Raw genomic sequence first — 22426 nt, 5'->3', positions numbered from 1 at the left:
GCAAAAACCACAGGCTAGAGGTGTGCTCGGCGCCACCGTTGCCTTCATCGGCATGAGTGTCGTGGCCGGTCTTCTGGTCACCGCCGCCGTCACTCCCGCGATCGCGGTGACCGGCATCGCCGCCAACAACAGCATCGGCGTCTTCGAGGGCCTCCCCGAGTACCTCAACGTCGATCAGCTCGCCCAGCCGACCACGATCTACGCCAAGAACGGCGACCAGGATGTGCCGCTGGCGACCTTCTACTCGCAGAACCGGCTCCCGGTCGCGTTCAACCAGATCTCCCAGGCCGGCAAGGACGCCGCGATCGCCGGCGAGGACCCGCGCTTCTACAGCCACGGCGGCGTCGACATCCAGGGCACAGTCCGCGGTGTGCTCTCGACGGTCGCCGGCGGCGGCGTCCAGGGCGGCTCCTCGATCACCCAGCAGTATGTGAAGAACGTGCTGCTGCAGAAGTGCGAGGCCCTGCCGGTCAAGACCAAGGAGCAGAAGGCCAAGTACCAGCAGTGCGTCGATGACTCGACCGGTGTCTCCCCCGACCGCAAGCTCAAGGAGATGAAGTACTCGATCGGGATCGAGAAGAAGTACACGAAGGACCAGATCCTCGTCGGCTACCTCAACATCGCCGGCTTCGGCGGCTCGGTGTACGGCATCGAGGCCGCGGCCAAGTACTACTACAACACCACCGCTGCGGCGCTGACCCCGGCGCAGGCGGCCAGCCTGATCGCGATCGTGAACGAGCCGACCAGCCTGAAGATCGACAACCCCGAGTCCAAGACCAACGGTGCGGCCAACGGGTACGCGAAGAACAAAGAGCGACGCGACTACATCCTGCAGAAGATGTACCAGTACAAGAAGCTCACCAAGGCGCAGTACGACGAGGCCGTCAAGACGCCGATCCAGCCGGTGATCACCCCGTCCGAGCGCGGCTGCCAGACCGCCGGCGGCGCCGCGTACTTCTGCGACTACGTGCAGAAGATCATTCTCAACGACCCGACCTTCGGCGCCGACGAGGACGCTCGCACCTCCACCTTCAACCGTGGCGGGTACAAGATCTACACCACCCTCGACCTCGACCTGCAGAAGGTCGCGGAGGAGACCATCCAGTCGTACGTTCCGTCGTCATACGCCAAGGCCGACATCGGCGGTGTGCTGACCGGCGTCCAGCCTGACACCGGCCGGGTGCTCTACATGGCGCAGAACAAGAAGTACAGCCAGGACGAGGAGGTGCTCAACAGCAGCACGGACTACTCCTCGATCAACCTCGCCACCGATCAGAAGTACGGCGGCTCCGGCGGCTTCCAGGTCGGATCGACGTACAAAGTCTTCACCCTGGCCGAGTGGTTCAAGGAGGGTCATTCTCTCAACGAGTCGGTCAACGCCAACATCCGCACCTACACGAAGTTCAAGAACTCGTGCGACGGCGACTGGAGCGGCACGTACCGTCCGACGAATGACTCGCCCGGTGAAGAGGGCATCCGGAACGCGCAGAGCGCGACCACCCAGTCCATCAACACCGCGTTCGTGAGCATGGCGAGCCAGCTCGACCTGTGCGAGATCAAGAAGGACGCCGAGGCGTTCGGGGTGCACACGGCCAAGGGTGAGCCGCTCGACACCAACCCGTCGTCGGTGCTCGGCACGAACTACATCGCTCCGCTGACCATGGCGACCGCCTTCGCGGGCATTGCGAACAACGGAAAGACCTGCACGCCGATCGCGATCGACAAGATCGTGGACGCCGCAGGCAAGGCGGTCCAGGCACCGACGACGTCGTGCACGCAGTCCGTCGACCCCGCCGTAGCCAACACAATGGCGAAGGCACTCAAAGGCCCGCTCCAGGGCGGCGGAACCGCCTCCGGCATGAACCGGACAGGCAAGGACATGCTCGGCAAGACGGGCACCACCGAGTACAACGACCAGCTGTGGCTCGTCGCCGCCACGACCAAGGTCGCCGGGGCATACTGGGTCGGCAACATCAAGGACCACGTCGACTTCCGCAAGGTCTACCCCACGCACGGCACGTCCCCGGCGAGCGCCCGCACCGCGGTGATGCGCACCATGATGTCGGCCGCCGTCGGCAAGTACGGCGGAGACGACTTCCCGGAGCCGCCGTCCAAGCTGACGAAGGGCATCCAGGTCGCCATCCCCGACCTCACCGGCAAGACCCCGGACGAGGCGAAGTCCATCCTGACCGGACTCGGCCTCGACTCCGCCGACGGCCCGCAGCAGGACTCCGTCGCCCCCGCGGGCACCGTGTCGGCGACCGACCCGGCCGCGGGCACGCAGGTGAGCAAGGGCACCGTGGTGACGATCTTCACGAGCAACGGCTCGATGGTGGCCATGCCGAACGTTGTCGGCCAGAAGGCAGGCGACGCCCAGGCCGCCCTCACGGCTGCCGGATTCAAGGTGAAGACCGTGGGCGGCAACAGTCCCACCGCGATCGTGCAGGCCCAGGATCCGGCCGCGAACACGCCGGTCAAGACCGGTTCGCAGGTGACCCTGACCCTCAGCGCGCCGAACCCCTCGCCGACCCCGGGTGCGGGCGGCTAGTGGCTCGCGGAGCATTTCGTCCGGCGGCGTCCGCCCTGGCTCTCATCGCCGGGGCGGGCGCCGCCGCGTTCGCCTACGGGTCGCTGATCGAGCGCCGCGCGTACACGCTCCGTGAAGTGAGCGCGCCTGTCCTGCCGCCGGGCGCAGATCCGATCCGGGTGCTGCACCTGTCCGACCTGCACATGGCGCCCTGGCAGAGCGACAAGCAGGAGTGGATCCGCTCGCTCGCCCGCCTGAAGCCCGACCTGATCGTCGAGACGGGGGACGTGCTGGGCCACGCCCAGGGTCTCGAGGGCGTGCGTGCGGCATATCAGGGCTTCGCCGGCATCCCCGGCGTCTTCGTGCACGGGTCGAACGACTATTTCGGGCCGCAGTTCAAGAACCCGCTCAAGTACTTCCTCGGCCCGTCCAAGAAGCGCACCTCGACCGCTCCGCGGCTCGACACGGCGTCGCTGACCGCGTTCTTCCGCGACCTCGGCTGGATCGACCTCGACAACCGCGCCGCGGGCCTGGAGCTGCGCGGAACGCACCTGGAGTTCTTCGGGGTCGACGACCCGCACATCCGCTTCGACCGCGTGGAGTCCATCCCGGGAGCCCTGGACGAGCTGCGCGAGGACGACCCGTTCTCCGACGACAACGCCTGGCCGGACGAGGGTCCGCGGACCGAGCGCCAGGCCGTGACGATCGGCGTCACCCACTCCCCCTACCGGCGTGTGCTGGATGCGTTCGTGACCTACGGTGCGGAGATGATCTTCGCGGGCCACACCCACGGCGGCCAGGTGTGCGTGCCCGGGTTCGGGGCGCTCGTCACCAACTGCGACATCCCGCGCGCGCAGGTGAAGGGGTTGAGCGTGTGGCGGCACGCGTTCCGTTCGGCCTACCTGAACGTGTCCGCCGGGCTGGGCACCTCGATCTACGCGCCGGTGCGGTTCGCCTGCCGTCCGGAGGCGACCCTGGTGACGCTGACCGCGGCATCCTGACTGTCCCTGTGGTCATGAACACTCTCCCGCTCGTGTATCCTGGATGAGGCCTTCGGGGTGTGGCGCAGCTTGGTAGCGCGCTTCGTTCGGGACGAAGAGGCCGCAGGTTCAAATCCTGTCACCCCGACGTAATGCAAAAGAAGAGGTTGGCCCCGGCTCGCTGAGCGAGCCGGGGCCAACCTCTTCTTTTGCATTACTCGCGGTGACTAATGGGGTCCCCGCCCGCGAGGGGCCCCAAGCGCGGCCCCGAGCGAAGCGAGGAGCCGCGTTTGGGGTAGCGGGTGGGGCGCACCTCGCGACGCCCGTGGAGAAGCGGCCGGCGGATACCTAAAACGCATCCGGCCGAGCGAACTCCACAACCCCCACCCCCACCCCCGGGTCCACCCGCGACCGGATCAGCGGCAGCGTCCGTGACACCGCCGTGGCGATGCGCTCGCGCAGGTCGTCCGACCGTATCTCGTAGTCGGCGAAGTCGCTTTCGGCGGCGTAGATGCCGAGCGGCAGGGTGAGGGACTGGAAGAAGCCGAACAGCGGCCGCATCTGATGCTCCACCAGCAGGGCGTGCCGGTCGCTTCCCCCGGTCGCGGTGAGCACGATCGGCTTGTCGATGAGCGCGTACTGCCCGATGTGGTCGAAGAAGAGTTTGAACAGGCCGGTGTAGGTGGCCCGGTAGGCCGGTGAGCCGACCACCAGGATGTCCGCCGCCTCCACCGCCTCCAGGGCCTCGGTGACGGCCGGGCTGAGGCTGTTGCGGAACGGTCCTGCCCCGAGTTCCGGGAGCAGCGGCGCGAGCTGGATGGTGCGGGCGACGCCGCCGGTGGCCTCCGCGTACGCGCGCGTGACCTCGTCGACCAGGACCGTCGTGCGGGAGGGATGGGTGGGGCTTCCGCTCACTCCGACCACGTTGAGTGGATGCGACATGTGGGAACCGCCTTCCGGCTGGGGATCGGGATTTCGCCCAACGGTACCCGGAGCCGTCTCCGACCGCGCGGGCGGCCGTCACGGTCCGTCATGCGGCGGGGTACAGCTCCCGGACGATCTCCAGCGAGCGGATGCGGCCGTCGACGGTGGCTGCTCCGGAGGAGACCATGAGTTCGTCGGTCCCGGTGGAGGCGAGCAGGGAGTCGAGCCGGGTCTTCACCTCGTCGGGCGTGCCCACGGCCTGGCGGGCGTTCCGGCTGGCGATGAACTCCTCCTCCAGCGGGCTGAACTCGTACGCCAGCGCCTCTTCGATGCTCACGGGCTCGGGCTTGAGCCCCCGGCGCATGCGGAGGAAGGACAGCTGGCCGGGCAGGGAGAGGGCGCGGACGGTCTCCGGGTCCTCGTCGGAGATGACGTTGACGGCGATCATGGTGTGCGGCTCTGCCAGGGTGTCGCTGGGCTCGAACTTCGACCGGTAGAGGTCGAGCGCGGCCTCGGTGTTCTCGCCGGCGAAGTGGTGGGCGAACGCGAACGGCAGCCCGAGCGCCGCCGCGACCTGGGCGCTGTAGCCGCTGGAGCCGAGCAGCCAGACCTGCGGGGCGTCGCCGAGGCCGGGCACGGCCGTGATGCCGCGCAGGGGGTTGGCGTCGCTCATCCCGCCGTAGAAGAAGCCGAACAGGTCGAGCAGTTGCTGCGGGAAGTCGTCGACGCCCAGGCCTTCCTGGCTGCGGCGGAGCGCTGCCGCGGTGGCGCCGTCGGTGCCCGGCGCGCGGCCGATGCCGAGGTCGATGCGGTCGCCGTAGAGGGCGCGCAGGGTGCCGAACTGCTCCGCGACCACGAGCGGCGCGTGGTTGGGCAGCATCACTCCGCCGCTGCCGACCCGGATGCGCTCGGTCGCCGCGGCGACCCCGGCGATGAGGACGGCGGGGGCGCTGGACGCGATGGCCGGCATCCCGTGGTGCTCAGCGACCCAGAACCGGTCGTAGCCGAGGCGCTCCGCGGCCTGTGCGAGGCGCACGGTGCCGGCGACGGCTTCGGCGTTGGTCCCGCCCGCGGGGCGGCTGGCGAGGTCGAGGACGTTGAGGGGGATGCTGCGAGAGGTCACTCCGGGTGCAACGCACGGCCCGACACGGCGATTCCCGGCCGGTTCGGAACCGGCCGGGAATCGGGGTCGTGCTGGAGGCTGCTCAGACCGTGGTCTTGAGCTTCCGGATCCAGGCCACGATCGCGAGGGCGATCAGGCCGAGGACCACGAGCGAACCGCCGGCCCAGGCCGCCCAGGTGGCGACGACGGAGCCGGTGTGCGCGAGTCCGCCACTGCCCGGGTCGACCACCGTGCTGGCCTGGTCGGCCGGCAGGACGGTCAGGGTGGTCGGGCACTCGTGCCCGCTGGTCTGGCCGACGCCGACCACGCTGTACTGGCCGGATGCGCTCGCCGGCAGCGTCACGGAGAGCACGTCGCTGCCGTCGGCGTTGGCGTGCTTGGTGAACTGGAGGCTGCTGCTGGCGGTGGTGAAGGAGGCCAGCTTGAAGCTGGAGCCGTCCTGTCCGGTCACCGTCCAGGTGATCGCCTCGCCCGGCGACCAGGTGCCGGGGATGCAGATGAGTGTCGCGCTGCTGCCCGAGTCGACGACGCTGACGTCGAACTTGCACTGGGCGCCGTCGGTGTAGTCGACGGCGTTCGCCGCCGCGGGTGCCGCAAGCAGCAGCCCCGCGGTCACGGCGACTGCCGCCAGGATCTTCTTGAACATCGGCCCGCCTTTCTGTTGTGGGGCCCGGCTCACGGTCGGGTTAGATGAGTAATCTTCACTTTACGATGCCCGAGCACTGAACGACAATGGGCTCGACCGTCTTCTCTGCCCCCACATCGGGGGTGGAACCGTCGCCCGGAAGCGTCGGGGTCGTCACGACCGTCAGGTCGGCGGACGACTGCTGCTCGTTCAGGAACTGCACAGAGACGGTCCGCGACTGACCAGGCGCCAGCTCGACGGTGAACAAGCTCACCGGGCGGCCTTCGTCGACCCCCGACACGGTGGAGTAGTTCGCGCCATCGCTCTGCGTCGCCGCGAGCAGACCGCCGGAGGGCCCGTAGACCGCCACACGGGTGCGGATGGAGCCCGGCGGCACCCCGTACGTGCCGCCGCCCGTGACATACTCCGGCAGCGAGGTGGCCGCATCCGCCGGCGCGCGGTTGGTCAGCGTCACCCGCACCACCGTCGACGGTTTGCCGTCAGCCCGGCAGATCGCAGCGCCCGCGGCCACGGAGGTGCCGAGGTAGTAGTCCATCTTCGCGCCGGTGGCGTCGTTGTAGTAGACGCCGATCCCGGCGCTCGAGAGGTCGGAGCGCGGCAGGCCGCCCGCGAGGGTCGTCTGCCCCAGCACCTTCTCGTCGCCCGGATGCGCGCTCCAGACGAGCACGCGTCGAGACTCGCCTGCGGCGGCGAGCGCGCTCACGAGCTTCTTCGCATCGACGTTCCCGGACGAGAGCCGCGAGAACACCGCGGACGCTGCCGAGGCGAAGAACGCATCCTGCTCGGCGGGCTTGGAGAAACGCTGGTACACGTCGCTCAGCAGCAGCTTGACGGCATTGGACGAGGTGAGGGTGTCTCCGGTGGGGAGCGTGACCGGACCGGTGGACTTCAACAGCCCGCTGAGCACGACAGGGTCGACGGCGACCACGCCGTCCACCGTGCCGCCGTAGGACTTCGTCCACATCGCGGCGGCGGTGCTCGCGGCCAGCGGGAAGTGGGGTGTCAGGTTGGCGTCCTGGAGGTAGCGGCCGACGAGAGGACCGTACAGGCCCTCCGTGGTGCTGGGCACGTCGGCGACGGAGGCGCCCCACGGCCCGATCGACGTCCCCGCCTCCTGCCGCACCAGCGTCACCGCGCCGTTGTCGGCGTGGACGAGCGCCACGGCACCGATCAGGCCGCCCGTTGCCCGCAGCTCAGCGGGGTTCTGGGCCGCGAGCAGGTATTCGCGCGGGCCGTCCGCTCCGAGCATCGAGGGCAGGAGCTTGACCGCGTTGCCGATCGCGTCGATCTGCGGGGCCGCGTGGTCGAGCACGTCGTGCAGCTGCGAGACGCCGGCCGCGACCGGCGCCACCAGGCCGCCGGTCCGGATCGCAGCGACGCTCGCTCTCGCGGAGGTGAACGCCGACCTGGCCTTGGCGACCGCCGGCTGAGCCGCCACGATCGGGGCGAGGTCGACCCGGCCGTCCTTGATCACGAGCGCGCGCAGGTCGACGCCCTCGCCCGCCGCCACGAGGGGCCGGACGACACGGGAGGCGACGTCGTCGGAGGCCGCGGCCGCCGTGCGCACCGCGGTCAGGTTGGGCCCGATCCACGGCACCGCCTCGGCGGTGAGCCAGACCGGGTCGGAGGTGAGGCCGGCCGCCTGGTGGGTCCGCTCGCTCAGCGCGGCGGCGGCACGCTCGGCGGCGGGCAGGTCACCGGAGCCGATCGCGGTCTTGACCTGCTCGGCGGCGGGGATGGCGTCGGTCAGCGCGCGCTGCGCCAGGTAGCCGCGGACGCCGATCCACACGATCGCGAAGAGGAGGACGACGCCGAGCCGGATCAGGATGGAGACGGTCGCCGGGTGGCGGAGGGGTCGGCGCCGCGGCGCGGTCGGCGGCACCGTGTCCGCGGGTCGCGGCGGTGCGTCCGGCTCGGTAAGACCTGTCGCCATGCGACAAATCTAACAAATCCTCACTTTTTTGGCGGCCCCCAAATGGGGCGAGTCCCGGCCCGCGTCAGCGGCCGAGGCCGCGGTACGACCAGCCGGCGACCCGCCAGGCCGCAGGATCCAGCGCGTTGCGGCCGTCGATCACCGTGCGATGCGCCACCAGCCGGCCGACCTCCTCCGGGTCGAGACCGGTGAACTCGGGCCACTCCGTGATGAGCACGACCACGTCGGCGTCGCGCACGGCTTCTTCCGTCGAGTCCACTACGTCGACCTGCGGCGCTCGCCTGCGAGCGTTCTCCGCCGCCTCCGGGTCGGTCGCGCGCACGATTGCGCCGGCCTCGGCCAGCCGCATCGCGATCTCGAGCGCCGGCGAGTCCCGGATGTCGTCGGAGTGCGGCTTGAAGGCGAGGCCCAGCACGCCCACCCGCACGCCCGCGAGACCGCCGGCCGCCTCGCGCACCAGCTCGACGACACGCGTGCGGCGTCGCAGGTTGATGCTGTCGACCTCCTCCAGGAAGCGCACCGACTCGCCGCGGCCGAGCTCACGCGCCCGCGCGCTGAACGCCCGGATGTCCTTCGGCAGGCACCCGCCGCCGAAGCCGACACCGGCGTTGAGGAAGCGGCGGCCGATGCGGGCGTCATGCCCGATCGCATCCGCCAGCTTGGTGACATCGGCCCCGGTGACCTCCGCGATCTCCGCCATGGCGTTGATGAAGGAGATCTTGGTGGCCAGGAAGGCGTTGGCGGAGACCTTCACGAGCTCCGCGGTGGCGTAGTCGGTCACGATCACGGGCGTCCCGGCCGCCACGGCCGACGCGTACACCTCGTCGAGCAGGCGGGCAGCCCGCTCCCCCGCCTCGCCCTCGGGGACGCCGTACACCAGACGGTCGGGGCTGATCGTGTCCTTCACGGCGAAGCCCTCGCGCAGGAACTCGGGGTTCCAGGCCAGCGTCGCGCCGGGCTGCCGCTCGGCGATCAGGGCGGCGAGCCGCGCCGCGGTCCCCACCGGGACGGTGCTCTTGCCGACGATGAGGTCGCCCTGCTTCACGTGCTCCACGAGCGCGCCGAACGCGGCGTCGACGAAGCGCATGTCGGCGGCGTCCCCGTCGGCGACCTGCGGTGTGCCGACGGCGACGAAGTGCACGTCCGCGTCCGCCGCCGCCGAGAAGTCGGTGGTGAACCGGAGGCGGCCCGTCGCGGTGGCGGACTCGAGCACCTCGGGCAGGCCGGGCTCGAAGAACGGCGGACGGCCGGCGGAGAGCGAGGCGATCTTCGCCTCGTCGATGTCGATGCCGACGACCTCGTGGCCGAGGTGGGCCATCGACGCCGCGTGCACGGCGCCGAGGTAGCCGCAGCCGATCACGGAGATTCTCATCGGGTCAGATCCTTGGGTCGCAGCCGTCGCCCGCGGGGACGGCTTCTGGTCTCATGGAGGGGGACGCGCTCGTCAGGTGAAGTCGGGGTCCGGCTCGTCGACGTACGCCGAGGCGGCATCCACCGGCCAGTGCCTGCGGCCGTTGTTGAGCACGCCGCGGCTCTCCTGAAGGTAGCAGTTGCCGCAGAGCGACTCGTAGGAGACCGAGGCGCCGTCGATGGCCACCTGGTCGCCGTCGAAGACGAAGACGCCGTCGATCTTGCGGGCGTTGAAGATCGCCTTCCGGCCGCAGCGGCAGATCGTCTTGAGCTCCTCCAGGCTGTGCGCGACCTCCAGCAGACGGCGGCTGCCCGGGAAGGCGACCGTCTGGAAGTCGGTGCGGATGCCGTAGGCGAGCACGGGCACGTCGTCGAGCAGCGCGATCCGCAGCAGGTCGTCGACCTGCGCCTCGGTCAGGAACTGCGCCTCGTCGACCAGCAGGGCGCTCACATCGCGCCCGGAGCGCTTCATGGTGCGCTCACGGTGGCGCTGGAACGAGCCGTACGCGTCGGTCTCGGGTGCGATGAGGAAGTCGACCTCGCGGGTGACGCCGAGCCGGGACAGGATGCCCAGGTCGCCCTTGGTGTCGATCGACGGCTTCGCGAGGAGGACGCGATGGCCGCGCTCCTCGTAGTTGTACGCGGCCTGGAGCATCGCCGTGCTCTTGCCGCTGTTCATCGCGCCGTACCGGAAATACAGTTTCGCCACGCATCGATCCTATGCGGGCGAGCTGGACGCGCGCGTCAGCCGCTCACGTGAGGTAGCCGTCCTCCGCGGCGCGGCGGATGAGGTCGGCCCGCGAACTGGTCGGACGCCCTGCCTTGCCGTACTTCTCGCGGACGCGGCGGAGGTAGGTCTTCGCGGTCTCGTACTGGACGTTCATCGCGCGGGCCACCTCGGACGTGGTGCGGCCGTCGGCGTACAGCACGAGCGCCTGCCGCTCGCCGTCGCTCAGACGCGGCCGGGACGACTCGGGGATGAGCGGCTTCGGCCGCCAGGCCGGCGGCGCGGACCGGCTGCGGCCGGGGCCGCGCCCGGCGGCCGACAGCGCGGCCCCGAGGAGCTCTGCCATCGGCTGCGACTTGGTGACGTAGGCGACGGCGCCCGCGGCGAGCGCGGCATCCCGGTCCTCCGGCGTGTCCACGGCGCTCAGTACGACCACCTTCGCGCCGGCGGCCCGGCACGTGCGCACGCGGGCGCCGATGGAGACGGACTCCTTCAGCTGCAGGTCCATGATGACCAGGTCGGTCGGGAACGCGTCGCTGTGCACGAGCTCCAGCCAGCTGCCCGCCCGGAGGACCAGGTCGAACTCCGGCGCGTTCTTCTCGATCCAGGTCGACAGGCTGTCGAGGAGGATCTCGTGGTCGTCGAGGATCGCCAGCCGGATCGGCGGCTCTGCGGTGCGCGCGCCGGCCGCGGAGGCTGAGCCTGCTGCGGCGGGCGGTGGGTCGGAAGGTGTTGCTGTCATCGTCGTCTCGCTCCAGGGTACGGGAGACCGGCGCCCGGTGAGGCGAACCGGATGGTGAGCTCGGCGCCGCTCTGGCGCATCGTCGCATCCATCGCGACCGAGTTCAGGGCGCTCACGAACGGGAGCAGCGCGCGGCGGACCTCGCCGCGCGGCTCCTCGACGCGGGCGCGCAGGAGGAAGGTGGGGCGCTCGGGATCCGTCGCCGAGACGGTCAGGCGGCCGGGATCGAGCCCGGGCAGGCCGGCGACGGTCGAGAGGAGGGCTCCGACGATCGCGCGCTGGTCGGTGGTCAGCACGCGCTCCAGCCGGTCGGGGTCGTCCACCCGCGGTGCCTCCTGCCGTGCCGGGGGCCCGCCGAGCCGCGCGCCGAGAGCGAGATCGAGCGTGTCGGCGAGCCACGTCTTCCCGACGGCCTGCACCGACAGGCCGCGGAGACGGTCGGCGATGTTGCGCGCGTCCTCCACGTCGTCCTCGGTCACCTGGCCGCGCTGCAGCAGCCCGGTCAGGAACGGGACCGCCTCCGCGTTGAGCGCGGTCATCCGCTCCTGCGCGATCATCCGGGCGGCGGCCTGGCGCAGCTCACCGTCGAGCCGTTCCTGGCCGTCGCGGGCGACCTCGCGCCAGCGCAGCGTCTCGCCGGTGATGGTCCAGGCGTAGCCCGCGCCGCCGGCCGCGAGGGCGAGCACCGGTGTCGCGGCGACCGTGGCGTACACGAGCGGATCGTTCGCGATGACGAGGGAGTGCTGGGCGGCGGCGAGCCCGCCGAGCACCAGGGCCGACACGACGGCGGAGCCGGCGACCTCGCCGACCGGACGGTAGAACGGCATGACGACCAGGAGCAGAGCGACGGCGATCTGACCCCAGTCGTCCTGGATCCGCTCGTTGTGACCCCACACGGCCGAGTCGAACAGGCAGGCCGCCGTGACCGCGACGGCGATCACGCAGAAGTGCGACCAGCGGCCGAAGGGGGCGAAGCCCGGGTGCGAGCGGACGGACGCGACCAGCACGGCGACCGCGAGGACGGCGATGGCGACACCGGCGACGGCCGGGTCCCGGAGCTGGTCCCGGTGAAGGAAGGTCGAGTACGCCGCGTAGACCACCGCCAGGCCGCCGAGGAGCGGCACGAGCAGCCAGGCGGACTGCGCACCGAGCGGGTCGAGTCGCTGCGGTGTGCGCTCGAGGGGGACGGAGCGCGCATCCACGATGGTGCGCGGGGTGAGGGCGCTCATGCGGCCGGGCCTCCGCCCGCCGCATGCTCCGACGCCGACGGGACGGTGAGGATCACCGTCGTGCCGATGTCGGTGCTGGAGTAGATGTCGACCGTTCCCCCGACGCGGGCGATCCGGTCCTGCACCGACTGGCGAAGGCCGAGCCGGTCGGCCGCCGGCCCCGTGACGGGGAAGCCGCTCCCGCTGTCCACCACCATCACGGACACGGACCCGCCGCCGGCGGACAGCGCCACCTCGGCGACAGGGCTCCCCGAGTGACGCATCACGTTGACCAGGCACTGGCGGACCGCGAGCCCGACCGCCCGGCGCACGTCCTCGTCGAGGCCGGTGAACGCCGAGCGGTCACCCGACACGTCGACCGTCAGTCCTTCGTCCCGCGCGGCCTCGATCGCCTGGTGCAGGTCGCTGTCGTACCAGGGGTCGGCAGCGGACGCGGCCGTCCCCTCATCAGCGCTGGCGGGCTCGGGCGAACCGGGGCCGTCGTCGCCCGGGACGCCGACGGCGAGTCCACGCAGGTCGGCCTCGATCCGGCCGGCGAGGCGCGGGTCGAGGGGGCCGGGTCGCGCCGCCGAGACGGCGACGAGTTCGCTCAGCACGGTGTCGTGGAGCTCGGCGGTGGATGCGGCGGTCAGCTCACGGCGGATGTCGACGAGCCGGGCGTCCCTGACCGCTCGGTGGAGGGCGGTCTGCGCGCGCGAGCGCGTTCCGCGGGTCAGCCCGTCGAAGGCGAGGACGCCCACGAGCAGCAGGTACGCGCCGAGCGAGATGGCGTCCGGGATGTACGTGCGCTCCGCCGTCGCCGCCGCGACGATGACTGCGGCCTCGGCGAGCGCGAAGCCGAGCGTCGCCCACAGGATGCCGACCAGCGACCCCGTCCCCGTGCCGCCGACCAGGGTCATCGCCACGACCGGCAAGGCGATCACGAACAGGTTGGTGTCGCGGTAGGACGGCGTTCCGGTGAGCAGCGCGACGACGTAGAAGTAGGTGCAGACGGCGCCGACGAGGAGGTAGGCCAGCGTCAGGACGACGGTGCGCCCGCGGGCGAGCATGAGCAGCAGCACGACCATCGGGATGAGGAACAGCAGCGTGAGCCAGGAGGTCACGTTGTGGCTGCCGAAGCTCGACGTCGCGACGTTCACGACCGCGCCGCCCAGGCAGACCAGGCCGGCCCAGCGGGCGGCCGACGCGATGGCGCGCGAATTCGCGGGTCGTGCCAGATGGCTGGGCAGACCGAGCGACACGACGAGCGTCCCTTCCCGGACCGAGCGCGCCTCGGTCCTCCCGGGATTATGGCATCCGTCGCTCCCCCTGTGTACCCCGGCGACGTACCCCGATGCTCTGAGGATTCCGCCGACGCTCAGAACAACGTCGGCTGCACCCCCAATCCCGTCAACGACGCGCTGACGAGCGAAGCGGCATCCGGCGCCTCGGGGTTCGGCCCTGCCGCCCGGACGGCGGATCCGACGACCTGCCGCTCCCCCTCGTCGTCCCGCAGCATCCCGAGAGCGCTCGACCGCACCCCGCCCGTGAGTGGGTCTTCGCGCCCGCGCTCCAGCCCGTGCGCCCGGATCAACGGCTTGATGCGCGCCGCCAGCCACGCCCGGTACTCCTTGGGCGCGTAGGTGCCGCGACCGTACATCGCGCGGTACTGCGGCAGCAGCTCCGGGTGCTGCTCGCCGAGCCAGAGGTAGAACCACTCCTTGACCCCGGGCTTCAGATGCAGCGCCGAGTAGAGCACCGAGGTGGCGCCGGCCTCTTTCGCCTGTCGCAGCGCTTCGTCGAGGTGCGCTCGCGTGTCGGTCAGATACGGGATGATCGGCATCAGGAAGACGCCGCAGTCGAGACCGTGCTCACGCACCGCGGTGACCGTCGCGAGCCGGGCCTTGGTCGTGGGCGTGCCCGGTTCGACCGACTGCTGCAGTTCGTCGTCGTAGACCGCGATGGACATCGCGAGGTCGACCGGCACGCGCTTGTTGGCCTCCGCCAGCCGGTCGAGATCGCGCCGCAGGAGCGAGCCCTTGGTCAGGATGCTGAACGGCGTGCCCGAGTCTGCCAGCGCATCGATGATGCCGGGCATCAGTGCGTACCGCCCCTCCGCCCGCTGATACGGGTCGGTGTTGGTGCCGAGGGCGACCGGATGATGCCCCCAGCTCGGCTTCGACAGCTCTTTGCGCAGCACCTCTGCGACGTTGACCTTGACGATGATCTCGTTGTCGAAGTCTTTGCCCGAGTCGAGGTCGAGGTAGGTGTGCGTCGGCCGCGCGAAGCAGTAGACGCAGGCGTGCGAGCAGCCGCGGTACGGGTTGATGGTCCAGCCGAACGGCATCGGCCCTCCCCCGCCCGGGATGCGGTTGAGCGCCGACTTCGCCAGCACCTCGTGGAACGTGATGCCGGCGAAGTCGGGCGTGCGCACCGAGCGCACCAGGTTGTTCAGCCGCGCGAGCCCGGGCAGGGCCGACGGCTCGTCGACCGACAACTCCTGAGTACTCCAACGCATGGCTCCATTCGAACATATGTTCGAAGCTTAAGCAAGGTGCACGCCCCCTCCGCTCCAGCGGGACCGCAGCCACCGGTCGTGGCTCGCGACAACGACCGCGCCGGGATACGCGCCGAGCGCCTCCTCCAGCTCGGTCGCGAGCGCGAGCGACAGGTGGTTCGTCGGCTCGTCGAGGAGGAACAGATGCGGCGGTCGCGCCACGATCAGCGCGAGCGCCAGCCGGCGCTGCTGCCCGACCGAGAGCGCGCCGACCGGCCGGTCGGCGTCCCGCGGCGCGATCAGCCCGAGCGAGGTCAACGGGACGGTCTCGGCCCGCCTCTCTCCCATCGTCGCCGCGTAGATGCGGCGGGGCGACGCCGAGGGATCGGCGAAGCGCACATCCTGCTCCAGCAGCGCCACACGGAGCCCGCGCCTGCGCTGCACGGTCCCGGCGGTCGGCTCGAGCCGGCCGGCCAGCACCGACAGGAGCGTGGACTTGCCCGCGCCGTTCGCACCGGTGACGAGGATCCGCGCGTCGGGAGCCACGCTCAGCTCGTCGAGCCGCAGGCGCCCGGGGATGCGCACCTCCCGCGCCTGCACCAGCAGGCCGGAGCCGTCGCCCAGCACCTGGAAGCCCGAAGGGATCCCGGCGAAGGTCAGCGGAGCGGGCGGCTTCCCCACCTGCGCGTCGCGCAGGTCGTCGAGTCTCCCCTCCGCATTCCGGACACGGCGGCTGATCTGACGGTCGAGCGTGTTGCCCTTGTACGACTTCACGAACTTGTCGTTGTCGCGCACCTTCCCCGACCAGGCGATCGAGCGCGCGGTCACGTCGACCGCATGCTTCAGCTCCTTGAGCTCCGCCTGCTCGTCGGCGTACTGCTTCTCCCACCGGGAGCGCTCTGCCGCCTTCTCGGACAGATAGTCGCTGTAGCCGCCGCCCAACACCGTCGTCCCCGACCGTGCGGGGTCGAGGTCGAGCAGGCCTGTCGCCACCGCGTCCAGGAAGGCGCGATCGTGGCTGGCGAAGACGACCGGCCCGGGCCACGACCGCAGCTGCCGCTCCAGGAACGCCGCCGCTTCGTCGTCCAGGTGGTTGGTCGGCTCGTCGAGCAGTAGGGCGTCCGGACGCCCGAGCAGCAGCGCGGCGAGGGCGAACCTGCTGCGCTGGCCGCCGGAGACCTCGCCGAGACGCCGGGCCAGCGGGATGCCGCCGACCCCGAGCCCGTCGAGCAGCTCGTCGCGGCGCGCGTCGATGCTCCAGATCTCGGCCCGCTCGGCGGCCGCCAGTGCGGTGTCGTAGCGGGCGTCGGCCGCAGGGTCGCCCGAGCCGAGCGCCGTCGCCGCCGCCTCGAGCTCGCGCTCGATCCCGCGGACCTCGCCGAGCGCGTGCTCGATGAGCGCCGCGAGCGTGTCGCCGGGCTCGAACCGGACCTCCTGCCAGAGGAAACCCGTCCGCGGCGGGCGGGACAGCGTCCCGGAGTCCGGGGTCTCCGCCCCGGCGAGCACGCGCAGCAGCATGGACTTGCCCGCACCGTTCTCGCCGATCAGGCCGAGCCGGTGTCCCGGCGCGACGGTCAGCGAGACGTCGGTGAGCACCCGGCGATCGCCGTAGACGACGGAGACGCCGTCGGCGCGCAGGGGTGCGAGGGTGATGGTTGGCATGGGAACCGCCTTTCCGGGCGCTCCACAAGGAGCAGGTTCCCGCCGGGCGATCTCCGTCGTGAGCGGCGCCGGAGCGCCCAGGTGCCTGACCGGGCAGCGCTAGACCTGTGGGTCCTCACTCACATCGACGGCGCCTCAGGCGCGGGACGTCAGGAGGTTCTCACTTCATAGCGTGGACGACCATAGCAGGCCGTCCACGCCGGTGTAAAGCGATCAGTGCTGCAGGTGCAGGGTCTCCGCCGTGGCCGCGAGGACGCGCTCGGCCTCCTCCGGCCGGTCGTTCAGCGTCGTACCGACGGTCGGGATCAGCTCCTTCAGCGTCGGCAGCCAGCCGGAGAACCGGTCCGGGAAGCAGCGCTTCAGCAGGTCGACCATGATCGGGACGGCCGTGGAGGCCCCCGGCGAGGCGCCGAGCAGGCCGGCGATCGAGCCGTCCTCGGCCGCGACCACCTCGGTGCCGAACTGCAGCACGCCGCCCTTCTTGGCGTCCTTCTTCATCACCTGGACGCGCTGGCCGGCGGTGATGAGCTCCCAGTCCTCGCTCTTCGCGGTCGGCATGAACTCCTGCAGCGCCCGCAGCTTCTTGTCGCGGTTGGCGAGCAGCTCGCCGACGAGGTACTTGATGAGGTCGAAGTTGTCGCGCGCGACCGCGAGCATCGGGCCGATGTTCTTGGGCCGGATCGAGCCGGGAAGGTCGAACCACGAGCCCGTCTTCAAGAACTTCGGGCTGAAGCCGGCGTACGGGCCGAACAGCAGCGAGGCCTGGCCGTCGACGACGCGCGTGTCGAGGTGCGGCACGGACATCGGCGGAGCGCCGACGGCGGCCTTGCCGTAGACCTTGGCCTGGTGCTGGGCGACGAGCTTGGGGTCCGTCGTGCGCAGGAACTGACCCGAGATCGGGAAGCCGCCGAACCCGTCGATATCGGGGATGCCCGACTTCTGCAGCAGGTGCAGCGCGCCTCCGCCCGCGCCCACGAAGACGAACCGTGCGGTGGCGACGTGCGTGGTGTGGCCGACCTCGTGCCGCACCTTCAGCCGCCAGAGGCCGTCCTTGGTGCGCTTGATGCTGCGGACGGAGTGGTTGAGCGCGAGCGTCGCGCCGTTCTCGACCAGGTTGTCGATCAGCGCGCGCGTCAGGGCGCCGAAGTCGACGTCGGTGCCGGAGGTCTGACGCGTCGCAGCGATGCGCTGCTTGGAGTTGCGCCTCTTCGTCAGCAGCGGCGTCCACTCGCCGATCACCGCGGGGTCTTCCGAGTACTCCATGCCGGCGAACAGTGGCTCGTCCTTGAGCGCCTCGTAGCGCTTGCGGAGGTAGCGGACGTTGTCGCGGCCGCGCACGAACGTCATGTGCGGAGTCGAGTTGATGAAGGTGTTCGGCTCGGGCAGATCGCCCGCGGCGACCAGGCTCGACCAGAACTGCCGGCTCAGCTGGAACTGCTCGTTGATGCTGATCGCCTTGGCCGGGTCGACGGTGCCGTCGGACGCCTCAGGCATGTAGTTGAGCTCGCACAGGGCGGCGTGGCCGGTGCCCGCGTTGTTCCAGGGGTTGGACGACTCCTGGGCCACTTCGCCCAGGCGCTCGTAGATCCGGATGCTCCAGTCGGGCTGCACACGCTGGATCATGGCCCCCAGCGTGGCACTCATGATGCCGCCGCCGATGAGGACGACGTCGATGGGAGAATTGCTCACCCGTCAATCCTATGATGCGAGCGCCGGAGCACCGCCTGATGCTCCCGATATCTCTCGACATCGAGACAACTCAGCGCGAGCGGGCTACGCCGTGACGGGGTTCGAGAGCCGCTCGGCGACCAGCTCGGCGATCTGCACGGCGTTCAGCGCCGCCCCCTTGCGGAGGTTGTCGTTGCTGACGAACAGAGCGATGCCGCGGCCCGCGGGGGCGCCCTCGTCGGCGCGGATGCGGCCCACGTAGCTCGGGTCGTTCCCGGCCGCCTGCAGCGGCGTCGGGACGTCGGTGAGCTGCACGCCGGGGGCGTCTGCCAGCAGCTCGGCGACGCGCTCCGGGCTGATCGGGCGGTCGAACTCGGCGTTGATCGACAGCGAGTGGCCGGTGAACACCGGGACGCGGACGCAGGTGCCGCTCACCAGCAGGTCGGGCACGCCGAGGATCTTGCGCGACTCGTTGCGCAGCTTCTTCTCCTCGTCGGTCTCGTTCAGGCCGTCGTCGACGATGGAGCCGGCGAGCGGGATGACATCGAACGCGATCGGACGGACGTACTTCACCGGGTCGGGCATGGTCACGGCCGAGCCGTCGTGCACCAGGTCGAGGAGATGCTCGTCGGCGACCGCCGCGCGGGCCTGCTCGGCCAGCTCCTCGGCGCCGGCGAGGCCGGAGCCGGAGACCGCCTGGTACGTGCTGACGACGAGGCGGGTGAGGCCCGCCTCCTCGTGGAGCGGCTTCAGGACGGGCATGGCCGCCATGGTGGTGCAGTTCGGGTTGGCGATGATGCCCTTGCGCGCCTGGGCGATGTCGTCGGGGTTGACCTCGGAGACGACCAGCGGCACATCCGGGTCCATGCGCCATCCGCTCGAGTTGTCGATGACGATGGCGCCGGCCTCGGCGAAGCGGGGCGCGTGCGCCTTCGAGCCGGTCGCGCCGGCCGAGAACAGGGCGATGTCGATGCCGGAGACGTCGGCGGTCGCGACGTCCTCCACCGTGATCTGCTGCCCCTTGAACGGCAGCGTCGTGCCGGCGGAGCGCGAGGAGGCGAAGAAGCGGATGCTCTTCACCGGGAAGGCGCGCTCCTCCAGCAGTCGGCGCATGACGGCGCCGACCTGGCCTGTCGCGCCGACGACGGCCACGCGGACGCCGTTGCTGTCGAAATCGGTGAACTCGCTCATGTCAGCCCCTTCGGGTCGTTTGTGAGGTGAACCGCCGCCTGCGGGCACGCATTCCCTCGTGGAGGTGTCGGCTCAGCGGCCGGTGCCGGCGTAGACGACGGCCTTCTCGTCGCCGTCGAGGCCGAAGGCGGTGTGGACGACGCGGGCGGCCTCCGCCACCGTGTCGGCGCGCGTCACGACCGAGATGCGGATCTCACTGGTGGAGATCATCTCGATGTTGATCCCCGCGTCGTAGAGGGCCTCGAAGAGCTTCGCCGAGACGCCGGAGTTGGTGCGCATCCCGGCGCCGACCAGCGCCAGCTTGCCGATCTGGTCGTCGTACTGCAGCGACTGGTAGCCCACCTCGTCCCTCTCGGCGGTGAGCGCCGTGAGCACGCGCTGGCCCTCCGACTTGGGCAGGGTGAACGAGATGTCGGTGAGGCTGGTGGCCGCGGCGGACACGTTCTGCACGATCATGTCGACGTTGGCGTTGGCCTTCGCGACGATCTTGAAGATCTGCGCAGCCTTGCCCGGCACGTCGGGCACGCCGACGACGGTGATCTTGGCCTCGCTCAGGTCGGTGGCCACGCCGGAGATGATGGGCTCTTCCACGGTTCCATCCTTCTTGGCGGCCTCGGCGGCCGCGGCTTCGTTGAGGACGAGTGTGCCCTCTTTGTTCGAGAACGACGAGCGCACGTGCAGCGTCACGTTGTGGCGGCGCGCGTACTCCACGGCCCGGATGTGCAGCACCTTCGCGCCCGCCGCCGCCAGCTCCAGCATCTCCTCGCTGGTGATGCGGTCGATCTTGCGCGCGAGCGGCACCTGGCGCGGGTCGGAGGTGAACACGCCGTCGACGTCGGTGTAGATCTCGCAGACCTCGGCGCCCAGTGCGGCCGCGAGGGCCACGGCCGTCGTGTCGGACCCGCCGCGCCCGAGGGTCGTGATGTCGCGGGACTCGCGGCTGAAGCCCTGGAAGCCGGCGACGATCGCGATGGCGCCCTCGGTCAGGGCGTCCTGGATGCGGCCGGGGGTCACGTCGACGATACGGGCGGAGCCGTGCTGCGCGTCGGTGATCATGCCGGCCTGGCTGCCGGTGAACGACCGGGCGTCGTAGCCCATGCTTTTGATCGCCATGGCGAGCAGGGCCATGGAGATGCGCTCCCCCGCCGTCAGCAGCATGTCGAGCTCGCGCGGCGCGGGGATCGGGGTGACCTCGTGCGCCAGGTCGATCAGCTCGTCAGTCGTGTCGCCCATGGCGGAGACGGCCACGACGACCTCGTTGCCGGCCTTCCGCGTCTCGACGATGCGCTTCGCGACGCGCTTGATGCTCTCAGCTGTCGCGACGGACGAACCGCCGAACTTCTGGACGATGAGGGCCACGGACACTCCTGAACTCACGGGCTTCCCATCCTACCGGCCGGGATATGACGGTTCCCTTATGTGACGGCCCTTGTGGACAACGGGCGCGCGGCGTGGCAGCGGGGACGGGTCAGGAGACCTGGCGTCGGCCCTCGAAGGCGCGGCCCAGCGTGACCTCGTCGGCGTACTCGAGGTCGCCGCCGACGGGGAGGCCGGAGGCGAGGCGCGTGACGCGGATGTCGAGCGTTACCAGCAGCCGGCTCAGGTACGTGGCCGTCGCCTCGCCCTCCAGGTTCGGGTCGGTCGCGATGATGACCTCCTGGACGGTGCCGTCGGCGAGCCGCTGCATCAGCTGGCGGATGCGCAGGTCGTCGGGGCCGACGCCGTCGATCGGGCTGATCGCACCGCCGAGCACGTGGTAGAGGCCGCGGAACTCGCGGGTGCGCTCGATCGCGACGACGTCCTTCGCCTCCTCCACGACGCAGATCAGCGCGGGATTGCGGCGCGGGTCGCGGCAGATGGAGCAGGTCGCCTCCTCGGAGACGTTGCCGCAGATCTCGCAGAATCGGACCTTGTCTCGCACCTCGAGCAGCACCTCGGCGAGCCGGGTCACGTCGAACGTCTCGGTCTGCAGGATGTGGAACGCGATGCGCTGCGCCGACTTCGGGCCGATGCCCGGAAGGCGCCCGAGCTCGTCGATCAGCTCCTGGACGATGCCTTCGTACACCGGCTACCTCATCCCCGGGGTCGGAGGCGCGGGCTGCTCCTCGAGGAAGGTGGCACCGAGGATCTCGCGGACCACGGCCTCGCCGTAGCGCTGCGGCTGCTGGAAGGTCGGGGTGCGCGACCCGGCGGCCGGAGCCGACGAGGGGCGCGCCGAGCGGGTGGACTCGTCCGAGGGACGCGGGGCGGCCGGGGCCGGCGGTGCCGGACGGGACGCGGCGTCGTCCGAGGGCGCAGCCGACCAGTCGCCCGCGGGCTCCTCCGGGACCGGCGGCTCGTAGGGCGGCTCGCTCTCCGGAGGCGGGACGTCGTCGAACGGCGGCTCGTCCACGTCCGGCGCGGCCGGCGGCGCGTCCGCGACGGCGGGGACCGCGGGCGCAGCCGGGCGCTCGAGCGTCACGACGGCCGCCGTGGTCGAGACGGCGGCGACGGAAGCGTCGGCGGCCGGTGCCGACGGGATGGCGACGGTCGCCCACTCGGTGACCACGCCGCCGGCGACGGTGGACGCGCTCGGCGTCGCACCCGAGGTCGCGGCGGGCGCCGCGCTCGACCGCGTGGGCGTGCCGCCGGTCGGGCCGGTGGCGGCCGGGGCGGACGTGCCGCCGTCGGAGGCTGCCGGGGCGGACGGCTCCGCACCCGGCCAGGTCTCGGCGGTCGGCGCGGTCGGGGCGCCGCCGGACGGACGCGGCGAACCGCCGCCGCCCGGAGCGGAGTCGGCACGGGCGATGAACTTCACGCGGATGCCGAGCACGTCGACGATCGCCTGACGGAGGTACTCGCTGGTGCCGAGCGCTCCCCCGGCCTCGGGCTGGCGGAAGCTCTGCACGTCATTGTCGCTCGGGAACGACAGGGTGAGCACGTCGCCGTTGAGCGAGCGGACCTGCGCGGTGAAGACGACCATCCATGCGCTGCGCTTCGCGCGCTGCACGGCCTCGAGGATCTGCGGCCAGGCGTCCTTCACCTGCTGCGTCGTGACGGGGCCGACCGGCGCGGCGGCCTGCGGCTCGACGGCGGGTGCCGGCTCGGGTGACGGGGCAGCCGCCGCGGGCGCAGCGGACGGCGCCGGGGTGGACGGGGTCGCCGGACCACATGTGGGCCAGCTCGTGCAGGACCGTGACGACCCGGCG

18 protein-coding genes and 1 tRNA gene are annotated in these 22426 nt (G+C 70.9%); 3 read left to right on the top strand and 16 right to left on the bottom strand.

Annotation, left to right across the window (positions count from 1 at the left end; all coding sequences use genetic code 11):
- Positions 1–22: 22 nt before the first annotated feature.
- The 3 genes from P5G59_RS14155 to P5G59_RS14145 all read left to right on the top strand — a co-directional run bounded on the left by P5G59_RS14155 (position 23) and on the right by P5G59_RS14145 (position 3655).
- A complete protein-coding gene (locus P5G59_RS14155; protein ID WP_301219641.1) occupies positions 23–2548 on the top strand; it encodes a transglycosylase domain-containing protein in 2526 nt (841 codons plus the stop codon).
- On the top strand, positions 2548–3528 hold the full coding sequence (locus P5G59_RS14150) for a metallophosphoesterase (RefSeq protein WP_301219640.1): 981 nt from the start codon (positions 2548–2550) through the stop codon (positions 3526–3528). Before P5G59_RS14155 ends, P5G59_RS14150 begins: the two co-directional genes overlap by 1 nt.
- 53 nt (positions 3529–3581) lie before the next feature.
- Positions 3582–3655, top strand: a tRNA-Pro gene (locus P5G59_RS14145).
- Positions 3656–3855: 200 nt separating this feature from the next.
- On the opposite strand, the gene msuE is transcribed toward P5G59_RS14145, so the two are convergent.
- From msuE to P5G59_RS14065, 16 genes are all read right to left on the bottom strand, one after another.
- Positions 3856–4449, bottom strand: coding sequence for an FMN reductase (msuE, locus tag P5G59_RS14140; protein WP_301219639.1), 594 nt, complete (start codon positions 4447–4449; stop codon positions 3856–3858).
- An 88-nt stretch (positions 4450–4537) separates the two neighbouring features.
- The gene (locus tag P5G59_RS14135; protein ID WP_301219638.1) at positions 4538–5554 is read right to left on the bottom strand and encodes an LLM class flavin-dependent oxidoreductase; all 1017 of its coding nucleotides are present in this window, start codon (positions 5552–5554) and stop codon (positions 4538–4540) included.
- Positions 5555–5636: 82 nt separating this feature from the next.
- Complete coding sequence (locus P5G59_RS14130) at positions 5637–6200, bottom strand: hypothetical protein (RefSeq protein ID WP_301219637.1); 564 nt, start codon at positions 6198–6200, stop codon at positions 5637–5639.
- Positions 6201–6255: 55 nt separating this feature from the next.
- The gene (locus P5G59_RS14125; RefSeq protein ID WP_301219636.1) at positions 6256–8133 is read right to left on the bottom strand and encodes a DUF4012 domain-containing protein; all 1878 of its coding nucleotides are present in this window, start codon (positions 8131–8133) and stop codon (positions 6256–6258) included.
- Between the two features lie 64 nt (positions 8134–8197).
- Complete coding sequence (locus P5G59_RS14120; RefSeq protein WP_301219635.1) at positions 8198–9505, bottom strand: UDP-glucose dehydrogenase family protein; 1308 nt, start codon at positions 9503–9505, stop codon at positions 8198–8200.
- Positions 9506–9577: 72 nt separating this feature from the next.
- On the bottom strand, positions 9578–10252 hold the full coding sequence (locus P5G59_RS14115; protein ID WP_301219634.1) for a thymidine kinase: 675 nt from the start codon (positions 10250–10252) through the stop codon (positions 9578–9580).
- Between the two features lie 43 nt (positions 10253–10295).
- Positions 10296–11012, bottom strand: a complete 717-nt coding sequence (locus P5G59_RS14110) for a response regulator transcription factor (RefSeq protein WP_301219633.1) — start codon at positions 11010–11012, stop codon at positions 10296–10298.
- Positions 11009–12241 carry a hypothetical protein gene (locus tag P5G59_RS14105; protein WP_301219632.1) on the bottom strand — a complete coding sequence of 411 codons (1233 nt, stop codon included), beginning with the start codon at positions 12239–12241 and terminating at the stop codon, positions 11009–11011. The genes P5G59_RS14110 and P5G59_RS14105 overlap by 4 nt, the downstream gene beginning before the upstream one ends.
- The gene (locus tag P5G59_RS14100) at positions 12238–13482 is read right to left on the bottom strand and encodes a sensor histidine kinase (RefSeq protein WP_301219631.1); all 1245 of its coding nucleotides are present in this window, start codon (positions 13480–13482) and stop codon (positions 12238–12240) included. The genes P5G59_RS14105 and P5G59_RS14100 overlap by 4 nt, the downstream gene beginning before the upstream one ends.
- A gap of 116 nt (positions 13483–13598) precedes the next feature.
- Positions 13599–14738, bottom strand: a complete 1140-nt coding sequence (locus P5G59_RS14095; RefSeq protein ID WP_301219630.1) for an Rv2578c family radical SAM protein — start codon at positions 14736–14738, stop codon at positions 13599–13601.
- Between the two features lie 27 nt (positions 14739–14765).
- Positions 14766–16379 carry an ABC-F family ATP-binding cassette domain-containing protein gene (locus tag P5G59_RS14090; RefSeq protein WP_301219629.1) on the bottom strand — a complete coding sequence of 538 codons (1614 nt, stop codon included), beginning with the start codon at positions 16377–16379 and terminating at the stop codon, positions 14766–14768.
- A 213-nt stretch (positions 16380–16592) separates the two neighbouring features.
- On the bottom strand, positions 16593–18068 hold the full coding sequence (locus P5G59_RS14085) for a malate:quinone oxidoreductase (protein WP_301219628.1): 1476 nt from the start codon (positions 18066–18068) through the stop codon (positions 16593–16595).
- 84 nt (positions 18069–18152) lie between these two features.
- Positions 18153–19238, bottom strand: a complete 1086-nt coding sequence (locus tag P5G59_RS14080) for an aspartate-semialdehyde dehydrogenase (protein WP_301219627.1) — start codon at positions 19236–19238, stop codon at positions 18153–18155.
- A 72-nt stretch (positions 19239–19310) separates the two neighbouring features.
- Complete coding sequence (locus P5G59_RS14075; RefSeq protein WP_301219626.1) at positions 19311–20597, bottom strand: aspartate kinase; 1287 nt, start codon at positions 20595–20597, stop codon at positions 19311–19313.
- A 109-nt stretch (positions 20598–20706) separates the two neighbouring features.
- Positions 20707–21303, bottom strand: coding sequence for a recombination mediator RecR (gene recR / locus P5G59_RS14070; protein ID WP_175335615.1), 597 nt, complete (start codon positions 21301–21303; stop codon positions 20707–20709).
- A 3-nt stretch (positions 21304–21306) separates the two neighbouring features.
- The coding region (locus P5G59_RS14065; RefSeq protein WP_487247320.1) for a DNA polymerase III subunit gamma/tau domain-containing protein at positions 21307–22426 on the bottom strand (1120 nt) is incomplete at its 5' end.

The sequence above is a fragment of the Leifsonia virtsii genome (assembly GCF_030433675.1).
GTDB classification, from domain to species: Bacteria; Actinomycetota; Actinomycetes; order Actinomycetales; family Microbacteriaceae; genus Leifsonia; species Leifsonia virtsii.
Note: the sequence above shows the minus strand (reverse complement) of the source record. Positions and strands in the feature narration are given on the sequence as shown.

Coding starts and splice junctions, on each gene's coding strand:
- P5G59_RS14110 (WP_301219633.1), bottom strand. CDS start 11,012: ATGACAGCAACACCTTCCGACCCACCGCCCGCCGCAGCAGGCTCAGCC.
- msuE (WP_301219639.1), bottom strand. CDS start 4,449: ATGTCGCATCCACTCAACGTGGTCGGAGTGAGCGGAAGCCCCACCCAT.
- P5G59_RS14120 (WP_301219635.1), bottom strand. CDS start 9,505: ATGAGAATCTCCGTGATCGGCTGCGGCTACCTCGGCGCCGTGCACGCG.
- P5G59_RS14090 (WP_301219629.1), bottom strand. CDS start 16,379: ATGCCAACCATCACCCTCGCACCCCTGCGCGCCGACGGCGTCTCCGTC.
- P5G59_RS14125 (WP_301219636.1), bottom strand. CDS start 8,133: ATGGCGACAGGTCTTACCGAGCCGGACGCACCGCCGCGACCCGCGGAC.
- P5G59_RS14130 (WP_301219637.1), bottom strand. CDS start 6,200: ATGTTCAAGAAGATCCTGGCGGCAGTCGCCGTGACCGCGGGGCTGCTG.
- P5G59_RS14080 (WP_301219627.1), bottom strand. CDS start 19,238: ATGAGCGAGTTCACCGATTTCGACAGCAACGGCGTCCGCGTGGCCGTC.
- P5G59_RS14105 (WP_301219632.1), bottom strand. CDS start 12,241: ATGAGCGCCCTCACCCCGCGCACCATCGTGGATGCGCGCTCCGTCCCC.
- P5G59_RS14095 (WP_301219630.1), bottom strand. CDS start 14,738: ATGCGTTGGAGTACTCAGGAGTTGTCGGTCGACGAGCCGTCGGCCCTG.